The 18,149-nt window shown below is 53.7% G+C and carries 15 protein-coding genes; 10 read left to right on the forward strand and 5 right to left on the reverse strand.

Annotated elements, in window-relative coordinates:
* Positions 1 to 24 precede the first annotated feature (24 nt).
* Complete coding sequence (locus tag GS646_RS00955) at positions 25 to 879, forward strand: alpha/beta fold hydrolase (protein WP_171183683.1); 855 nt, start codon at positions 25 to 27, stop codon at positions 877 to 879.
* Positions 880 to 895: 16 nt separating this feature from the next.
* On the forward strand, positions 896 to 2,362 hold the full coding sequence (locus GS646_RS00960) for a M81 family metallopeptidase (RefSeq protein WP_171183685.1): 1,467 nt from the start codon (positions 896 to 898) through the stop codon (positions 2,360 to 2,362).
* 225 nt (positions 2,363 to 2,587) lie between these two features.
* Here the strand turns inward: GS646_RS00960 and GS646_RS00965 are convergent, their stop codons facing one another.
* A complete protein-coding gene (locus GS646_RS00965) occupies positions 2,588 to 3,436 on the reverse strand; it encodes an alpha/beta fold hydrolase (RefSeq protein ID WP_171183687.1) in 849 nt (282 codons plus the stop codon).
* 94 nt (positions 3,437 to 3,530) lie between these two features.
* Here GS646_RS00965 and GS646_RS00970 point away from each other — a divergent pair, with 94 nt between their 5' ends.
* The 5 genes from GS646_RS00970 to GS646_RS00990 all read left to right on the forward strand — a co-directional run bounded on the left by GS646_RS00970 (position 3,531) and on the right by GS646_RS00990 (position 8,204).
* Entirely contained in the window at positions 3,531 to 4,406 is an 876-nt protein-coding gene (locus GS646_RS00970; protein ID WP_171647453.1) for a LysR family transcriptional regulator, read from the forward strand.
* A gap of 325 nt (positions 4,407 to 4,731) precedes the next feature.
* Entirely contained in the window at positions 4,732 to 5,214 is a 483-nt protein-coding gene (locus GS646_RS00975; protein WP_256368429.1) for an adenylate/guanylate cyclase domain-containing protein, read from the forward strand.
* 7 nt (positions 5,215 to 5,221) lie between these two features.
* Positions 5,222 to 6,103, forward strand: a complete 882-nt coding sequence (locus tag GS646_RS00980; protein ID WP_171183692.1) for a hypothetical protein — start codon at positions 5,222 to 5,224, stop codon at positions 6,101 to 6,103.
* Between the two features lie 789 nt (positions 6,104 to 6,892).
* Positions 6,893 to 7,270: a nuclear transport factor 2 family protein gene (locus tag GS646_RS00985; protein WP_171183693.1), complete on the forward strand. Its 378-nt coding sequence runs from the start codon at positions 6,893 to 6,895 to the stop codon at positions 7,268 to 7,270.
* A gap of 88 nt (positions 7,271 to 7,358) precedes the next feature.
* Positions 7,359 to 8,204, forward strand: coding sequence for a universal stress protein (locus GS646_RS00990; protein ID WP_171647451.1), 846 nt, complete (start codon positions 7,359 to 7,361; stop codon positions 8,202 to 8,204).
* 78 nt (positions 8,205 to 8,282) lie between these two features.
* Here GS646_RS00990 and GS646_RS00995 read toward each other — a convergent pair whose 3' ends face one another.
* Together GS646_RS00995 and GS646_RS01000 are read right to left on the reverse strand one after the other, a co-directional pair.
* A complete protein-coding gene (locus tag GS646_RS00995; protein ID WP_171183699.1) occupies positions 8,283 to 8,846 on the reverse strand; it encodes a flavodoxin domain-containing protein in 564 nt (187 codons plus the stop codon).
* 327 nt (positions 8,847 to 9,173) lie between these two features.
* Positions 9,174 to 10,478, reverse strand: a complete 1,305-nt coding sequence (locus tag GS646_RS01000; protein WP_171679253.1) for a ferric reductase-like transmembrane domain-containing protein — start codon at positions 10,476 to 10,478, stop codon at positions 9,174 to 9,176.
* 364 nt (positions 10,479 to 10,842) lie between these two features.
* On the opposite strand from GS646_RS01000, the gene GS646_RS01005 reads away from it, so the two are divergent.
* Positions 10,843 to 11,262, forward strand: coding sequence for an Hsp20/alpha crystallin family protein (locus GS646_RS01005; protein WP_170697089.1), 420 nt, complete (start codon positions 10,843 to 10,845; stop codon positions 11,260 to 11,262).
* 243 nt (positions 11,263 to 11,505) lie between these two features.
* Complete coding sequence (locus GS646_RS01010; protein WP_171183704.1) at positions 11,506 to 13,074, forward strand: trypsin-like peptidase domain-containing protein; 1,569 nt, start codon at positions 11,506 to 11,508, stop codon at positions 13,072 to 13,074.
* On the opposite strand, the gene GS646_RS01015 is transcribed toward GS646_RS01010, so the two are convergent.
* Positions 13,075 to 14,451, reverse strand: a complete 1,377-nt coding sequence (locus GS646_RS01015) for a hypothetical protein (protein ID WP_371732005.1) — start codon at positions 14,449 to 14,451, stop codon at positions 13,075 to 13,077. It abuts the gene before it with no gap.
* A 283-nt stretch (positions 14,452 to 14,734) separates the two neighbouring features.
* On the reverse strand, positions 14,735 to 15,955 hold the full coding sequence (locus tag GS646_RS01020; protein WP_171183708.1) for an APC family permease: 1,221 nt from the start codon (positions 15,953 to 15,955) through the stop codon (positions 14,735 to 14,737).
* Between the two features lie 439 nt (positions 15,956 to 16,394).
* Between GS646_RS01020 and GS646_RS01025 the strand changes: the two genes are divergently transcribed.
* Positions 16,395 to 17,999 carry a Na/Pi cotransporter family protein gene (locus GS646_RS01025; RefSeq protein WP_171183710.1) on the forward strand — a complete coding sequence of 535 codons (1,605 nt, stop codon included), beginning with the start codon at positions 16,395 to 16,397 and terminating at the stop codon, positions 17,997 to 17,999.
* Positions 18,000 to 18,149 lie beyond the last annotated feature (150 nt).

Consider the following 18,149-nt stretch of genomic DNA (forward strand, 5'->3'; position numbering starts at 1 on the left):
CCTTGCGGCCACAGGAGCCTTCCAATGTCAGCTTTCCCTGAATTTGGGCCAAAAGCCGAAACACACCAATTGACCATCGGCGGCGTCACCATGCGGGTCGTCGTCGAAGGGGACGGGCCGCCAGTCGTGTTTGTTCCCGGAGGCGATCAGACGGCTGAGGCCTATTCCGAGCAATTCTCGCGCCTGTCTGACAGTTTTAAGTGCATCACCTATGATCCACGGGGGGCTGGTGATACGCTGTCACCCCCTCCACCGTGGACGATGCATGACTATGCCGCAGATTGCGCTGCCGTGATTGACGCCTTTACCGGTGGGCAAGCGACCGTCTGCGGTCTGTCACTGGGCGGTCTGGTTACGCAGCAAACCGCGATAGACTTCCCGGGCAAGGTGCGGCTGGCCATTCCCATGGGCACCTCAGCCTATATCGACGGGTTCACCCGTGACTGGATGCAAGCCGAGATCGACCTGCGCAAGGATGGCATCACCCTGCCAGACTATTTTCTGGCGCCGCATTATGCGGTTTACGCCTTTCCGGCCAAAGCACTGCACGAAACCGAGCTTTGGGAACAGCTCAAGGCATCCTACACCGAACGTTTTCGGGATCGCGACCCACAGGCAACGATTGATCAGTGGGAGGCCTGTCTGGAATTCGATTGCCGCGAAGGGCTAAAAACCTGCCCGGTCCCGATGCACGTCATCGCCTTTTCCGAGGATGTTCAAACCGCTCCGGTCATGTGCAAAGTTGTTTCTGATCTTGCGCCCAACGGCGTGTTCCACGAAATTCCCGGCCTGGGCCATGTTTCGATGACCCGCCACAAACCGGAAATCGTAGCGGCAAAACTGCGCGAGATTTTGACCGCCGAATTGGTGCAGCTATAAGCGGCTGAATGATCATATGAGAATTGCAATCGCAGGATTTCAGCACGAAACCAACACTTTCGTCGACGCTCCGACGCGGCTGAGCGATTTTGAACAAGCCGACAGCTGGCCGGAATTGCTGAGTGGTCAAGACGTACTGGATGTGACCCGCGGTATGAACCTGCCCATCGCTGGTTTCGCAAAAGCTGCGTTGTTGGATGGGGTCGATGTGTTGCCTGTCCTGTGGTGCGCCGCCGAACCGGGCGGCAAGGTCACGGATCACGCCTTTGACACTATTGCCGGACGCATCGCTGACGCGTTGGCGGACATGACGCCGCTGGATGGGGTCTATCTGGACCTGCACGGCGCCATGGTCACCGAGTCCTGCGATGATGGTGAAGGAGAACTGTTGTCGAGGATCAGGCAGGTGATCGGGAAGGACTTACCGCTTGTTGCAAGCCTTGATATGCACGCCAATATCTCGGGGCAAATGGTGGATTTATCGGACGCGATGACCATTTTCCGCACCTATCCACATCTCGACATGGCAGACACAGGCGCGCGGGCCTTTCGAATGATGCTCGACATCTGTTCAAAGGGTCCACCTGCTAAAGCGTGGCGGCAGGGTGAGTACCTGATCCCCCTGCACAGCCAATACACGGAAATTGACCCGGCCAAAACGCTGTACGCCGCGCTGGATGCCTTGGACGGGTCGGGTGGGCGCCTTTTGGAACTCGCCATGGGATTCACCGCAGCCGATACAGCCGATTGCGGACCATCCGTCTTGGCCTACAGCGCGTCTCAGTCCGATGCCGACGCATTGTCAGCGCAGATGTTCGAACAGTTGCAGACGGCTGAAGCACGGTTCGATACCGCCCTACTAAGCCCCAAAGATGCTGTTGCCACTGCACGCCGCGCAAACGTCAAAGGACCTGTTGTCATTGCGGATGTGCAGGATAACCCCGGGGCCGGAGCGTCCGCCGACACGACAGGATTGCTACGTGAGCTCGTGCATCAGAACGCGCCCTCGGCCATTCTCGGGCTGCTGCATGACCCGCAGCTGGCTGCCAAGGCCCACAAACTGGGCGAACGTGCGGAATTCGAGGCCGAGATTGGCGGTAAAGGTCCCGGCGACACCCCCTTTTCTGCACAAGTGAAGGTGCACCACCTGAGTGACGGCCAATGCAGCTATACCGGCGAAATGTATGGCGGCGGCGTTGCAACGCTCGGCCCGTCGGTCGCATTGCAAATAACCGGAACGCAGATCCATGTCCTTGTCACCAGCATTCGAAATCAATGTCTGGATCTGGCGCAGATACGTTTGTTCAATCTGGAGCCGGAAGACGCAAAGATACTATGTGTCAAAAGCACAGTGCACTTCCGAGCCGATTTTGAGCCCATCGCGCACAAGGTTTTAGTATGCGCCTCGCCGGGACAGTTTCCATGTGAACTGGCGGACGTCAGCTATTCAAAGCTACGCGCTGAGGTTGGTACAATTGAATGATGACAACTTCTGCACCTAAAGTGAGAACAAACCGGCTAAGAACCTGTCATAAAAGGTTCGGACTGCTGCGGTAGTAGTGCGCTAACAGCAGCCATTCGTGTAAGAAATATGTACGGCGGGTTTGTCCGCATCGCAGTCATTAATGTACTGCAGAGAGAATGGCTCCTTTGCGGACGAATCTGCCGTCCCGATTGTTTTCATTAACGGCAGCTTTCCGTAGTTGCGTCATCGGTTTCTGCCGAGGAAGTCGACGAGCAATCCAGAGATCTTTTCCGGCTGATCTTCCATTGAGAAGTGACCGCAGTTTTCTAGCACATGCAGTTCTGATCCTGGAATTGCCGAGTGTAATTTGTGCGCCCAATCCACTACCTGCCATGCGTCATCTGCACCCCAAATCAGTTGTACTGGCTTTTGACCAAGCTCGCCGTAGCGCGGGGCTATCTCGTCTGTGTGCTTCGGATCATAGTGCATCACTTGATGCTGAAAGAAGCTGCCCTGTCCGACTGGGCCGCAAATGAAATCGAGGTAGGTTTCCATCGACGTCTCCGCCAAGCGCTCCTTGTTTTGAACCGTCGAGTTGAGCCAGTTGCGAAAGTGTTCTCTGTGGTCTGTATCGGGCGCTTTGATCAGCTTTTCCAAACCGGCCTGCATCTGCTCGCGCGTGCGTTTGGATGGCCAACTGTCATAGCTTACTACGTCAATCATGGTCAAACTGCGCAGCCGTTCCGGCGACTGAATGCCGAACCTCTGGGCAACGCCGCCGCCGATATCGTGTGCGATGAAGTGGAAGTCTTTAAGGCCCCAAACATCCAGCAACCCCTCAAGGATCGGCACTTGGCCCGTGACGGACGTATCAATGCTCGGGTCTTGCGGGCGCTCTGACAGGCCATAACCGAGCAGGTCATACAAATGTACTTTGTAGCCAGCTTCGACAAGCGTTGGCAGTACGTTCCGCCAAATATACGAGGAAGACGGTGTGCCATGCAGGAGAACCACGGGCTCACCCTCTCCGTGTACACCATGTGTAATACGGGTGCCGTTGATGAGAACATGTTGGTCGACGAGGTGGGTCATGAGGGGAACTCCAATTTTTTTCTTTCGCAAGTCCTAGCGCTTTGATACTTGATCAAGCAAATGAATGATTGTCATGTAGCGATAGAAATTCCGAATGGCTGAGCGTTTGGACATCGAAGGTTTGCGCGCCTTGGTCGCGATCTCGACCCATGGCGGTGTAACGCGCGCCGCCGAGCATTTAGCGCTGTCTCAACCTGCAGTGAGCCACAAAATCAAGCGGCTTGAGACTGTTCTAGATTGTGAACTCCTAGCACGCCGCGCCGGTGGGCCATTGTTCACCGAGGCCGGTACACGCCTGTTAGAGTATGCGCACCGGATGATGGATTTGCATGACGAAGCGCTCGCCGCTCTTGGAAAGAAGCCTTTGGCTGGCACCATTAAATTGGGCATGACCGAAGATACAACGGGCGGTGACGTTGCGCGCATCCTTGGCCGCTTTACACGTCTGCACCCAGAGACCACGGTCAGCACGCGGGTCGCGCAAAGCCTAACACTGTCTGATTGGCTTATCGCGGGTGAAATCGACATCGCGGTTATACAGGTCATGAGAGACGAAGTCCGTAGCGATGACCTTGTGCTGTATGAGGACCGGCTGCACTGGATCAAGTCTTATGATCTATCACTGAATCTTAACGCATCCGTTCCATTCCTCGCGTTCGATCAAAACTGCTTCTACAAGCACTGGGCACAATCGCAGAACTCAAGAACGGGTCATCAATTTGAAGCAGTTTTAGAATGCCCGAGCGTATCAGGTATCCTTTCGGCAACGCGCGCGGGGCTCGGTATAGCCCTAATGAATGGCTTGCACGTGCCCCAAGACTTGGAAGTTATCGAAGATGTGTTCCCGGAGCCTCCTGCGATTGCATACGTTGCGCGCTCTAACCCCAAAAGGCGTAGTGACGCCGCCCGCGCACTGCTCAGCGAAATCACCGCCGAGGTGGGACGCCCGTCGACCTTGCGCGTAGCGTAATTGGGAAAGCGGAAATTCACGCGAAACGCAGCATCCGGGAAGTATGGGCTCAAAGCGGTCATCTAACATCTTCGGTCAGCTATCTCAGGTTTCACAGCGTTCCAAATGTCGGCTCTGCGTACAAAGCAGACGAATTGGAAAACACCTGATCATTGCTGAACGAAGAATTATCGCTCAAGGTGCGCTAAGCATCTGGAGAAACCGCATTAGAAAACTGACGACAATTTTAGCCGCCGATCTAGCGGCCTATTCGCGCCTTATGGCCGCAGACGAAGAGGGTGTGGTTTCGCGCCTTCGTGCGATCTAGTGCGAGGTTGTCAAACCAATGGTACGTCAATCAAGCGGGCGGGTTGTCAAAACAATGGGTGATGGCTGTCTGGCTGAGTTTCCGTCGCCGGTCGAAGCTGCTCGGACTGCCCTCGCCGTTCAGGAAGCGATGGAGAGCCGTGATACAGATCGGCCAGTGCAAGAAAGGCTGCATTTTCGAATTGGGATGCATGTCGGCGACGTGGTCGTCGTTGATAACGATATCTTAGGCGATGCGGTGAATGTGGCGGCGCGGCTGGAGGCTTTAGCACCTGTTGGCGGGATTTGCCTGTCACTATCGGCACGGGATCAGATCAAGGGACGCATAGACGTTGAGATAATCCCCCTAGGAGCTGTTTCGGTAAAGAACATTCCAGAACCGATTGAAGCATGGGTTATTGGAGAAGATCCAGCCGGTTTACTTGTAGTTTCGGCAAAGCTGCCTGCCGTTGTGGTAATGCCATTTGAAGAGATTGGGAGCGAAGACGAGTTTTTTTGCTGACGGCGTCGTGGACGAAATCACTTCGGTTCTTTCAAGCGTAGGCGACATATCGGTAATAACCCGACAGTCAGCTTTCAGCTTCAAGAGTCGCATAGTAGAAGTCAGGAAAGTCGGGCGCGAGCTTGGCGCGCGGTTCGTCGTGACGGGGGCCATCCGTCAATCTGGTTCGAGGGTGCGGATTTCCGTTCAACTGAACTCTGCCATAACGGGCGCCAACCTTTGGTCGCAACGCTATGATGAAGAACTCAAAGACCTGTTCGATCTTCAAGACAAGATCGCTTCACATGTCGCCGGAGCAATTTCGCCGTCCATCCGCGCATCTGAAATAGCTGCTGCTCGAGCCGTCGCGCCGATGAATAGAAAGGCATACGAGCTTTATATGAGCGCGTTTCCACATTTTTGGGCTCATCGACGGGAGGAGAACGAGCGCGCGATTGAGCTTTTGACATCCGCGGTAAACAAAGACCCGAACGATTTTCGCGCAAAGGCGTTGCGTGCTTGGGCTTATGCTCAGCAGGCGACTTATTTGTGGAGTGAGACGCCACTAAGGTCTCGGGAATACGCTCAGTCGGACGCGGAAGCCGCCATATTGTCATCAGGTGATCATGCACCCTCACTGGTCGCGATTGCCGCTGCATTGAGCATGACAGGACTTGAGCACGAACGCTCCGGAGTGCTGCTGGAACGGGCGCTGGTTCTCGACCCAAATTCAGCCTGGGGTTGGTTGCGAATGGGGTGGAACCAAATCTATCATATGCGCGACATTCATGATGGTCTTGCAGCGTTCGACAAAGCTGAAGCTCTTAGCCCACTCGACCCATTTCGCTTCAACATCCAGTTCGGTCGCGCCTATGCGTCTCGCTGCATCTGGCTGGAGAAACGGGCATAGATTGCAACTCGGGTCATCGCCAGACCTTTTTCTTTTGGTTGATCAGATCCGCGTAGTCGCGGCCTGCTTCAATGGTTTGGGCGTGAATGTAGTGATGCTCTGCTGTTCCGAAGCTCGCATGAGCCAATATTGGTCGGATCAGCTTTGCGTGTTCCGGAGAGGAGCGCGCCAATGTCGTTGCGGCGGCATCCCGCGCCGACGCGGCTCCTTCTGGCCCGGTGCAGAAACGCGACTACGGAACCCACCGGTCGACGGGCGTCTTCAGACACTCGTCGGACCGGGGGCCGCCGAGACCGTGCGCGGTCAAAGCGGGGTAGGTGAGAAACCTGCGGGGAAGCGGCTGGCCTCCGACAAAAGGCATCGCGCGGATACGAACCTGAAAGCGAAGGGCCTTCTCTCGCATGACGGGGGGAAGGAGCGGGGGCCGGATATTGTCTGGCAAGTAAGGGCGAAGATGTGTTTTTGGAAAAAACGGCCGTGGCAATCGCCTCAGTACTTCCTCTTGTATAGCATTATTACATCTCCATGGCAGCTTTAGGTTGCAACCCGCCGCCAATGCACGGTCGAACTGACTAAAAACCAAATAGCAACTGCGACACTAGCGTGATGACGCTGTCCGCCTTTCCTGTAGATTGATGCGAATGTGGCGCGGTATTAAGTGTGTTACTTCTGGCTGAGCAGAGTTGAGTACGAATTGGCCTCATTTCATTTCCTCAGGTGCTCATTGATCCTTGTCAAGATTTGAGCGGGCAAGAAGTGGTACACTCCATGGTAACTCAGGGGGGATTCATGGAAGAGTTAATTGAAATCGGTAGATCCTTCGTCGAGGCCATGCGTGAGCGCAGGGGCCTTGGAAGTGTTGATGAAATGTATGCGGAAAACGCACAGTCGATAGAGGCCGTTGTGCCTCCGGTTCGACAATTCCGCGTTTCAAAGGGTCGCGAAGCCATCAAGGGAAAAAGAGAGGATTGGTTGGCATCGCATGAAATCAATGAACTAGAAGTGGACGGCCCCTACGTCCACCCACCCAACCGCTTTGGAGTGCGCTTCAGAGCTGAAGTGATTCAGAAGGCTACGGGTGAGCGTATGGCCCTGCGTGAGATCGCAGTGTATTCGGTGGCGGAAGGCAAGATTGTATTGGAAGAGTTCTTCATGCTGCCGAAGTAAGATAAGCGACTAACAACATCGGCTATTTGTTGGTTCAATCAATGCGCACGGCTTTCGGGCGAAGTGAAATTCCGGACGGAGGTCGGGAATGCGACACAGAACAGTGGCATATTATGTAGGAGTTGATGCTGACGACGCGTCGATTTTGGAATGCGCTGATACTGCCCGTATCCAGAACGACCACTTGAATTGCGTATTGATCGCGGCGTTACCTAGCCTGCCTTACCTGAAGTATGGATCAAACAAGTTCGTTGAGGCGGGTCTGCCCTCAGATTGGTTGGACGTTCTTCACGCGAAAAATGCCGCCTTGAAGTCTCGCGCCACTAGAGTTGAAGCGCTTCTGGTTGGGCGGGACGTATCGGCAAATGTAGTTGCCTTTATGGGGCCTGGAGCAGAGTTACAGCAACTTGTAGCAGAACAAGCCAAATGCTCCGATATCGCCTTTCTAGACGCTGGATTGCGAAGAGATCCCGATTTATTTCACATGATCGCGTGCGGAGTATTGTTTCATTCGCCTGTCGCTCTGATGATCAATGGAGATCCGTTTGCCCAACGCGACTGCATTTTTTTGGCATGGAATGACAGCTTGCCTGCGTCTAGGGCGACGCATTTAGCCTTACCCATTCTTCTGGCGGCCAATGAAGTTGTGATTGGGTGTTTTGATTTCCCGTCGCCTGAGGACTTAGAAGGTAGCGTGCCCGGAAATGACCTAGCTGAATGGCTCGGCCATCACGGTTGCGACGTGACCGTGTCGCAGTTCCAGTGCGGGGGAAATTCAATTGCAGACTGCATTCAAGAACGAGCAAGCGAAGCGGGGGCCGATCTCGTTGTTATGGGAGCTTATGGGCATTCCCATTTGCGAGAGTCAGTTTTTGGGGGCACGACGCAAGCAATGTTGGAGCAGACAAGTTTACCAGTGCTTTTAGGACACTGATGAAGTGAGCCGACGACTGTGACTTTCTGGGAGTCAAAACTATTAAAATTCATCGGTAAATACTTGAGAAACCATTTTTTAAGATTTTGCTGGAGGTTGAAGCGTGTTCGCCCGACCGTTTTCGCCAAGGAAATCTATCACAATTGACGTTAGCTCATCCCAGTCAGTAAACTCCCTTGCTCCTTCTCGTGGATCGATTTTTCGACCGAGCAAGACGACGTGCTTAAGGATCTCCCTCTCAAAATACCCGTAGTTTTCGGGCCTCACCGCGCCTGCGATCAAAGCCGTCGCATTTGGTTCAAAACCTGTTCGAAGAAGCATTTCGTCAAGATAGTCGCGTGCTTCTTCTCGACCTGACGCAAAAGCAGCTTTTAGACCGACGGAAAGCACGAGAGACTTTCGTTCCATTAGGGCGTCTCTATTTGAAGCGACAAAAGCCTCGAATGACTCGGGATGCCTACGCTCGTGGACAGGGGCCAGAAGAACAACCTTGACCACATCGTCAAGTGATACGTGGCTGGACATTTCATCGGTATTGATCAGCTTTGCGTTGAAACCAGCATTCTTCGCGACATCGTTGATGAAACACGCAATCTTTTCTGTCTGGCCTTCGACTGTAGCGAAGGCGATGAGTACGGTCATTCCGATCCTCCCATAAATCGGTCTGAATAGATTGCTGATTATGAATAAGTGGCTTGGTTTGCCCTTGATCTCCATCAAAGGCGTTACTTGGGAGAGTTGTGAAACTCCTTTTCTGTCCTCGCAGATTATGTCTTTTGAGGAAGTTCGCGACGACATACATCTCCAAGCAAATCAGCCTTTTTCGACTGATAGTTTTGAAGTTAGCCAAGGCTTAATAGTCTGCCTGGCTACCGTAAGGAAAAGGCCAAGACAGCGATGAAGACTATGAAACTGATGCACCAAACTGCGAACTTCACCTGTTTGCGTGTGGGCAGGTTTCTGAGCAGTCTAATCATAGTCAAACCTTTCAGACAAAATCCGGTGGGACGCGGTGCCCCGTGCGATCAGATGATCTTCGACGGCGTCCATCATGGCAGGGGGGCCGCAGAGAACAAAAAGCCAGCTTTCAAATTGTTCAGAAGACAAATTGTGATCCAACAGGGGACCGTCGATCAAGCCTGTCTCTCCGGACCAATCCCTTGGCGGTTCGGATAGAACATATACTGTTTCTTCTTTGGACAACTCCTGTCGAAAAACAATCTGCTCCTCCACCCGGTTGCCATAGATAAGCTTGAGACCGCGCTGTGTTCTACTCAGTCGAACTTGACGCATAATGCTCAACATGGGCGCGATCCCGACACCACCTGCGATAAGAACAATGCCTTTCTCAGGGCGGTGGCTGATCGACAGATTCCCGTGTGGGGCATCCAGATAGACTGGGGTTTGCGGAGCGATCTGTCCGAGACTGCATGTAAAATCCCCAAGTTCCTTTATTAGAAATGAAACTTCGGGGCCTTCGGCTGGTGCTGAACTAATCGAGAATGGGTTCTCGTGCAGCGAGAAAGCACTGTGGCCGACATTTAGCCAGGCAAACTGCCCTGCTTCGAAGGTTAGTCCGTTGTGACCATCTGGCTTGATGCGCAACTCCCATTGCCTCGGTGTTAGTCGAGACACAGAAGTGACGCGCCATGGCCTTTTCCTCTGACGTAAAGGCCGAACGAGATAGACATACAGCACAGTTCCAACTGCAATACTGGTCAGGGTAAGCCAGAGATACGCCAATAGCGGATGCCCACCGTAGCGCCCAGCATAGACCGTGTGGTGCAACAGCAGGCAAGCAATCACCAAGGCTCCCAGCCCGTGAAAGAGGCGCCATGTTTCGTACTTGTAATCAAGGGATTTACGGGCAATTGCCGAGGCGACTAGAATGAACAGTAAAAAATATGCGCCGATGCCCGATACCAGCGCTGAAAAGTCGGTTGAAATCGTAATTTGATTTGTTTCATCCCACGGTCGGCGTCCGCCAGAAGGCGTACCCTGATACAGAAGCGGGTGTATCAGCGCAAAGCCGAGTGCTGTACGCGCCATCAACTGATGCACTCGCATGGTCACATCCATACCCAAGCCGGAAGAGCTGAACCTGAACCGCCCAGACAGCAGGAACTCGACTAAGATTATTGAAAACGCAAGCATTCCAAGCCCGGACGCGAGCTCTTGATGAAAGGATCGTGGTGGCCATCCCAGAGACCAAGAAAAACCCAAGGGAGCCAAGATCAGCAAAACGTAAATCAGCGCCAGATAAGGCCATTTCATACGGTTTCGCTCCACTGTGCTAAAGCTAGGCAGCTCGGGCTCATTCAAAATAAACGCTAGGCTGACCTGGGGTTCCGATCAAGACTACTGAGATTGGTGTTAAATCCACCACGACATGGCAAGCTTGGTGGGCGATGTTTGCCGTTTCTGTTCGTTCAACCGGTGCGTGCGATCTGGCGACGGATGAGGTTGCATGCTTGCGCAAGATCAAGGTCCTTGACGGCTTTTTCTGTCATAATGTTGAGCGCGCGAAATCAGACCAAAGGAGGAGGCTCAAAAAATGCTAGAAGACAAAAAATCCCCGCAACTTTTCACTGGAACGCATCCGCTCTCCGACAACTTTCGGCGTGAAATGGAAACCCTGATGTCGCGTTTTTTCGGGGGAGGATCACCTTTCCTACCAATGGAAACGGCTGCGCAACGCACGGGTTTTCCGTCTCTTGACATGACAGGTGCGATTTCACCTGCAATCGATGTCCAAGAAACGGATTCTGCGATTGTCCTGACGGCTGAATTGCCAGGGCTCGAAGAGGATGATGTGGAAATTGAAATCAAGGATCGCAGGCTAATCCTGCGTGGTCAGAAGAAGATTGCGCATGACGAAACGGGCGATCTGCGTGTCAGCGAAAGAAGCTATGGCAGCTTTTCCAGAGCCATGTCGCTGCCAGACACTGTTGAAATCGACAAGATTTCAGCAACATTCGACAAAGGCGTTTTGCATATCGAAATGCCGAAGACTGAGCCTCAGGATCCAAGCCGCAAGATCAAGGTATCGTCGAAATAGACGGTTTGGTGGATCGATACAGTGCTTGAAAAGAGCAAAGTAGAGGGTCGATCGTGGATCGACCTTCTTAGAGTTGCGTCCTGATAAGTGTCTTTGGTTGAATCCGCGCGGGCACCGCAAGTATCTGTACAAATGTGTTTTTTGCACATTCGTACCAGGCCATGGGTTTGGCGTTGAAGCGTGGTAGAATGCCCTCACGCGTTTGGGTAGGGGGCCACAATGCGAAAACCAGAAGAGAGTGGCATGACACCCTCAGGACATGCTGGTGAAGGTGAGGTGCGGGCCTTTCTGGAGAGCCTGACCGGACCATCGCGCGGAAACGTGAACTGGCTGGTCGATAAAGCCCTGACCGTTTCTGTTGACGATAGCAGGGTGTTAAGCCTTCGACCTAAAGACAACCTGCCTCCGCATGATAACGATATTGCGACCCTACAGTGGGTTGACGACGGTTACACAATAACCGCGTCAGCAGGGCGTAATATATGGGTAAACGGACAAAAAGCCTCATCGGTGTCTCTGAGGCATGGCGACATGATCGAGTTTGGCGAAAAGGGCCCTATGTCTCGATACAGATTGTGCGATCACTCATTTCCCGCGCACCATACGGTCGAAGATATCTTTAGTGACGCATATGCCTACGCCCGAGCGAGCCGCCGACCTTTCGCTAAAAAGATGTCTGGCGCCCTGCGCGATAGTGGGCGGCGGCTTGCGTCTCAGACCACGATACTGTTCAGGATCACAGTTCTTGCAACGCTTCTTGTGATTGCGGGGTTTGGGTACCTGCTTTTCCAGAACGACCGGCGCTTGGCGGATAGTATCGAACAGGAGTCCCGTAAGATCGAAGCGGTAGCGGTTATGCTCGCCCAGACGCGAGAAGATGCACTTACGCCTGATGACCTGGCTTCGTTGCGTGACGCTTTTGAAAACCAAGTTCTTTCGACCGAACAGCGTCTTGGAACCTTGGAGCAGCGGGCGGGAGCGCCAACGCGGGTAATCGCCGCCTCCACTCGATCGGTCGCTTTCCTTCAGGGGGCTTACGGACTGCGCCACGTGGAAAGCGGAAAGATTTTACGGCATGTGTTGGGACCTAACGGAGAAAACCTGAAAACCCCGTTTGGCCAGCCTTGGATCGAACCGGACGGGACCGGCGAACCTGCAGAATTTCAATTCACCGGAACGGGCTTTTTGATCGCTGGAGTGCCGTTGATGGCCACCAACCGCCATGTTGCGTTGCCGTGGACATCAGGGGACCAAGAGAAGGCGCTGAGAGAAGCTGGTCTTGAGCCAGAGATGTTGAGGCTGCTGGCCTATTTGCCTGATCAGACGGATCCAATAGAGGCGCGTTTGGTCCGGTTCAGTGAAGCCGCAGACTTGGCGATTTTGGCAGTTGAGCCCAGCCGCGTTCAGGACCTCGGAATTCCGTTGGCGGATGCCACGTCGCGCGTTGGTGAAGAGCTTTATCTGTTGGGATATCCAACGGGTTTGAAAGCTTTGATCGCGCAGGCTGGTCCGGGCTTTCTAGAGGAACTGGAGGCAGAAGGAACGTTGAACTTTTGGTCGATTGCGTCCCGGCTTTCTACTCAAAGCAAGATTCACCCGCTAGCAAGCCGGGGGATCGTCGCGCGGATAAGTGGGAGCGCCATCGTTTATGACGCTGAGACTACGACCGGTGGGAGTGGAGGGCCAGCATTGAATCGGAGGGGCGAGGTCGTTGCCATCAATGCTGCGATCCTGCCCGAGTTTGGTGGTTCAAACATCGGCGTCCCGGTCTCACATCTCAGAACTCTGCTAGGAGAGGTGGAAAGCCAGTGATCATTCGCTCGTTCGGAAGCGCGAGTTTTGAACAAAGAACACAGTGACCAGTGGAACGATCACTGAGATCAGGGCCACGGAGATCAGCAAGTACCCAAGTTGACTGTAGTCCGCAGTCGACGTGACCTCACCGGTTTCGGGCTTGGTGACAGCGCGCGTGACGACGTATGTCTGGTTGAGGTATTTGGTGCTGAGGCTGCTGGCCGACAATGCCATGTTGGTAAACGATGCCATCACGGCAAAGAAGGTCGCTTTCAAATGAGTTGGGGCATTGCGTGCAATCCAAGCCAACATCGGGACCATGGCGATCTGCCCAAGCGGCGACTCAACCGCTGTATCGAGAATGGCAATAAATCTTGCGTCTACAATTCCGCCAGTACGTTCAGCTGTCCATTCATGAATGCCGTAGTAGAGAGCAAGGTTAGGCAGGGCGAGTATGCCTGCGGCGATTGTCAGCAATATCACCACATGCGCAATTGAGCGGTTGGCCATGAATGGTCGCAGAACAATTAACCCCAGCAGCGCCAGCAGCGAAGTCAACAAAGCCAAGATTGCTAAGAATTGCTCATCGAACTCTAGTTCATCGATTTCAAACCAGGTCAGGCCTGGTCCCGGCAGAGGAACGGCACGGAAAACAAAAATGATTGTCGCTGTCCCAATTAAGGCTTTGGCTTGGGCCGGTTCCAGCTCTTTGAGCAGGCGCGACATGAGGTACAGAATTACCGTCAGGGAAACCGCGAAAACTGTTTCCTGCGCATATTCGAAATCAGCGGTTCCCAGAACGATGCTGAGCACCACGAATGCGAGACCGCCGAGCAATATGGACCATTTGACTTCTGTGACTGCGTCCGGTGTGTGGGGCGGGTGTCCCCGCTGGACACGTTGACGCTGGATCAAGCTGTGAAGAACGACTCCGCTGACCGACAACACGGGTATGGCCAGTGCTACTAGGTACACTAGGCCATAGAGCGCGAGGCGCTCGGATTTTTGCAGATCTTCGGTTCCAGAGAAAATCCAGATGTTCACAGCCGCAACCGCCGCAAACCCGGAAATGATCGAGACTCTGCCCAAGGTCTGCATTGTCGTGTGCTGTGCACGGGTTTCTTCAGGTGTAAACGGGAGGCCGTGCTGGTTGACCTTGGGAACCGCCTCGACCGTCATGGCGTCGGCAACAACGTCCTGAATGGCATAGCCCGAAGGCGCCAACAGCAAGGCAACAACATACCAGTCTTCCAGTGGCATGAAACTGGACATCTGTGCAGGCGCGGTCACAAGCCCATACATTGTTAGCAATGACAACGTGATCAGGGATGCGCCAAACAGGATCAGCAGGGACTTCCAGCGCCAGAACAGGTCCACGACATGGCCAAGCGGCATTTTGAGTATCCACGGGATACCAGCCCAAAATGCAAGTCCAGCAACGAAAGAGGCGGATAAATCTAGATAGTCTTTGAGGAAAAAAGCTCCGACGACCGAGGTCAGGCCGGACACGCCGGCAGCGAAGTAGACCATCAATGGCGGTAAATACGACCATTGCAGTTGCTGAACCAGATCTACAAACGTTCTATGCCACCAGGCCGAAAGTTTTGATCCTATTGAAGTTTGGTCAGTCGTCATTTGCCATGGCAGCCCGTCGAAGCCTTTGGGTCGTTGTGTCTAGTTAGAGAAATCCAGATCCGAATAGCAATGCACTGGTGATCACCCCAAGGATCGGTACCACAATAGGAACGCGGAAATGCTTGGCGGCCTCGTCCGGCTGCATCTTCAGCAGGATAAGCGAAATATTGACCAGTACAAAGACGCCTAGAACGATCTGAGACGTGCGCTCTGCCAGAGTACCAATCGGTATAGTTTGGGTCAGCAAAACGATGATCGCCACGACCAGCAAAGTAGCAATAACTGGTGTCTGAGTTGCTTTTGGGACAATCGCCAGAACCTTCGGTAAATGGTTACGGTCAGCTAGGCCGTAGATCACCCGCGAGGCCATGATCATCTGGATCAGTACTCCATTGACTGTCGCCACAATCGCGACCGCGGAAAAGCCCTGTTTGATCACCTCGGGGGCGTTTGAAAACACAAGCGCGAGGGGTGCTGCGGATGTCGAGAGAACGTCGATCGGAACAACAAGTAGAACCGTCATTGAGGTTCCCAGATACAACATGGTCGCCAGAACGAGGGTTAGTAAAATCGCTTTTGGGATGGTGCGCACGGGGTCTTTGACCTCTTCCGCGACATTGGCCATGTCCTCGAAGCCAACAAATGCAAAGAAGGCGAGAAGTGATGCTGCGAAAATGCCTCTCCACGTGTCGAATTCAAGTGGCGGAAGCATCGAACTGATCCCGTATCCCTGCGGATCCTGAACCGACATGCCCCAGCCAATCACAAAGAGAAGGCCTGCGATCTCGATGATCGTAATGACGGCCGCAACAAAGACCGATTCAGTGATCCCCCAAAGCGCGATTAGGCCCATTATCAAAACGACGCTGATGGTCAAAACAGGAATCGCAAAACCGGTCAAAGCATGAAGATATGATGCTGCGCCAATTGCAACGGCAGAGGCAGAGATAACCCCCGAAGCCGCGACCGCGAGCCCTACGAAAACCGCCAACCATCCTTTCTGAAATCCCGCCTCAACATAGGCTGCTTCACCTGCACTGACAGGAAATCGTGTTGCGAGTTCTGCATACGAAAGCGCGGTCAGTGATACGACGAGCGCGGCTACAACGAACGACAACGCCGCAAACGGTCCGGCAATGTCAGCTGTTGCACCGACTAAAACGTAAATGCCCGCTCCGACCGTTACCCCAAGGCCATAAAGCGTGAGCAACGGGGTAGTAAGGGCCCGTCTGAGTTTCTGTTCGTTTGGATCAACAGAGCTCATAAGCGATTTCCACCAACTGCCCATTCAGAACGTCGTCAGTGGCGTCCTTCTCGTTACTTTCCGCGATTGGCGGAGCAGCTCAATCCTATGGTCAAAGCTGCACCGAATGCTTTGTGTCTCAACGTGTGGGCGCATTGGGCGCCAATCAACCAACTGGGGGCTCGCCACCACTTCTGCCGAGCCCCCGTGGGTGGAACTTCCACTCCTACAGAATTCCGTTCACCATAGTGTTCGCTTGGGGACAGGTCGGTGAACGTAGAACAAGTTGAAACATTCGCATTTCAGTATGTGATTTATGTTGGTGCTTTGATCTATGTCAATCAACTTGCAGTGTCGGGGTTGCGATGCTGGATGCAAACCAATTGTCGAACACCGTCGAACTTAAAGGCAAAGCTAAAATGTTCGGCAATGTCAGATCAAAGGTGAAAAGCTATTCGCGATGTTCTGGAACCTGTTACCAGCTTTGGGTGGCATCGGCCTTTTTCTTATCGGCATGCTGTTGATGACGGACGGTTTGAAGGCTTTGGCAGGGGCGCAATTACGAGATATTTTGGGCCGGTTCACGTCGACACCGTTTACCGGGGCGATAACAGGCGCGGTCACGACAGCTGCAATCCAGTCTTCTAGTGCAACGACTGTCGCGGCAGTAGGATTTGTCGCGTCTGGCCTTCTCACGTTTCCACAGGCGCTTGGGATCATCTTTGGGGCCAATATCGGAACGACTATGACAGGTTGGCTCGTCGCGCTCTTGGGGTTCAAGCTAGACCTGGGGCAAGTGATGTTGCCCGTTGTTTTTGTTGGGGCTTTGCTGGCGCTTTCGGGAAGAAAAGCGGTTTCCGGCCTTGGGCTGGCGTTGGCCGGGTTCAGCTTGATTTTCATTGGGATCGAGCAACTCAAGTCCGGGCTTGACGTATTTCGCGGCATAGTGACTCCTGCCGATTTCCCGCCAGATACACTGCTAGGCAGGCTGAAGCTTGTATTGATAGGCGTGCTTATCACGATGGTGACGCAGTCTTCGAGCGCTGGCGTTGCGACCGCATTGGCTGCGTTGAGCGCGGGTGCTGTGAACTTCCCTCAAGCAGCAGCTCTCGTCATTGGAATGGATGTGGGCACGACTTTTACGGCAGTTCTGGCGACTTTGGGCGGGGGCACGATGGCGCGTCGAACCGGGTTTGCTCATGTGATCTACAACGTGATGACAGGAGCAATGGCTTTTTTCTTGCTAGGTCCATTTACTTCGGTGTTTGCAAGCGGGGCGGGGGCCGGAAATTCTCTGACTGCGCTGGTCGCGTTCCATAGTTTCTTCAACGCCATAGGCGTGGCGCTGATCTTGCCGTTCGCGAAACCCTTCGCCAGATTTGTCGAGGCGCTTATACCTGACCGAGGTGCTGAGTTAACGAGATCTCTGGATCCGCTTGTCCTTGGGATGCCGGAATTAGCCGTGGATGCGGCAAAGGCTGCAGTCGAACGCATTGTAAGGGCCGAATTGGCGCACCTTCGGTCGTGTCTGGGGGCATCTCAGACAAACGGAATCGATTTTGGTCGGGATAACATTCAGACCGCCGTGTCCGAAGCCCGCTCGTATCTGGACAAAATAGAACTGCCCAGCATGCCCGACGCAGAGATATCCAACATCAAGGATATGTACCATATCCTGGATCATCTTGACCGGTTGCTTTACCGGTGTGGCCAAGATGATCGGATAAGCGAGTTACCAAAAGACTGGCGGTTGAAGCGGCTTGCTTCGGTGATGATTGCAGCAACTGATGGCTATTTGGAAATCGACGACCCAGTGGAGTGTGAAATTACGCTGAACCGCGTTCGCCGTTTTCTGCGACGACAGAGGAAACTTCGCAGAGACTTGCTCATCTCTGACGCTGCGACTGACAGTCTGCCGGACGACGTGGTCTGGGCGCGCTTGGATGCCCTCAGATGGTTGCATCGAGTGTCTTATCACCTCTGGCGAATTCGTCTGCATTTGAACGCATTGGAAGGAGTGCCGTCTGGGCGCAAGGGTGGTGAGGTCGATGACGAGGTTGCGTAGTTGGAGGCCGGGCTGGATTGGATTCGGCGCGTGCTCAAACGTTATTCGACTGAAACGGCAATGTTCGTACTGGTGCGAACAACATGAGCAAGGTCAAAGACGTTCCTTAGCTATACTGTTTAATGGGATCTTCATTTGTGGCAGAGATTT

The organism is Ruegeria sp. HKCCD4315 (assembly GCF_013112245.1).
Classification (GTDB): domain Bacteria; phylum Pseudomonadota; class Alphaproteobacteria; order Rhodobacterales; family Rhodobacteraceae; genus Ruegeria.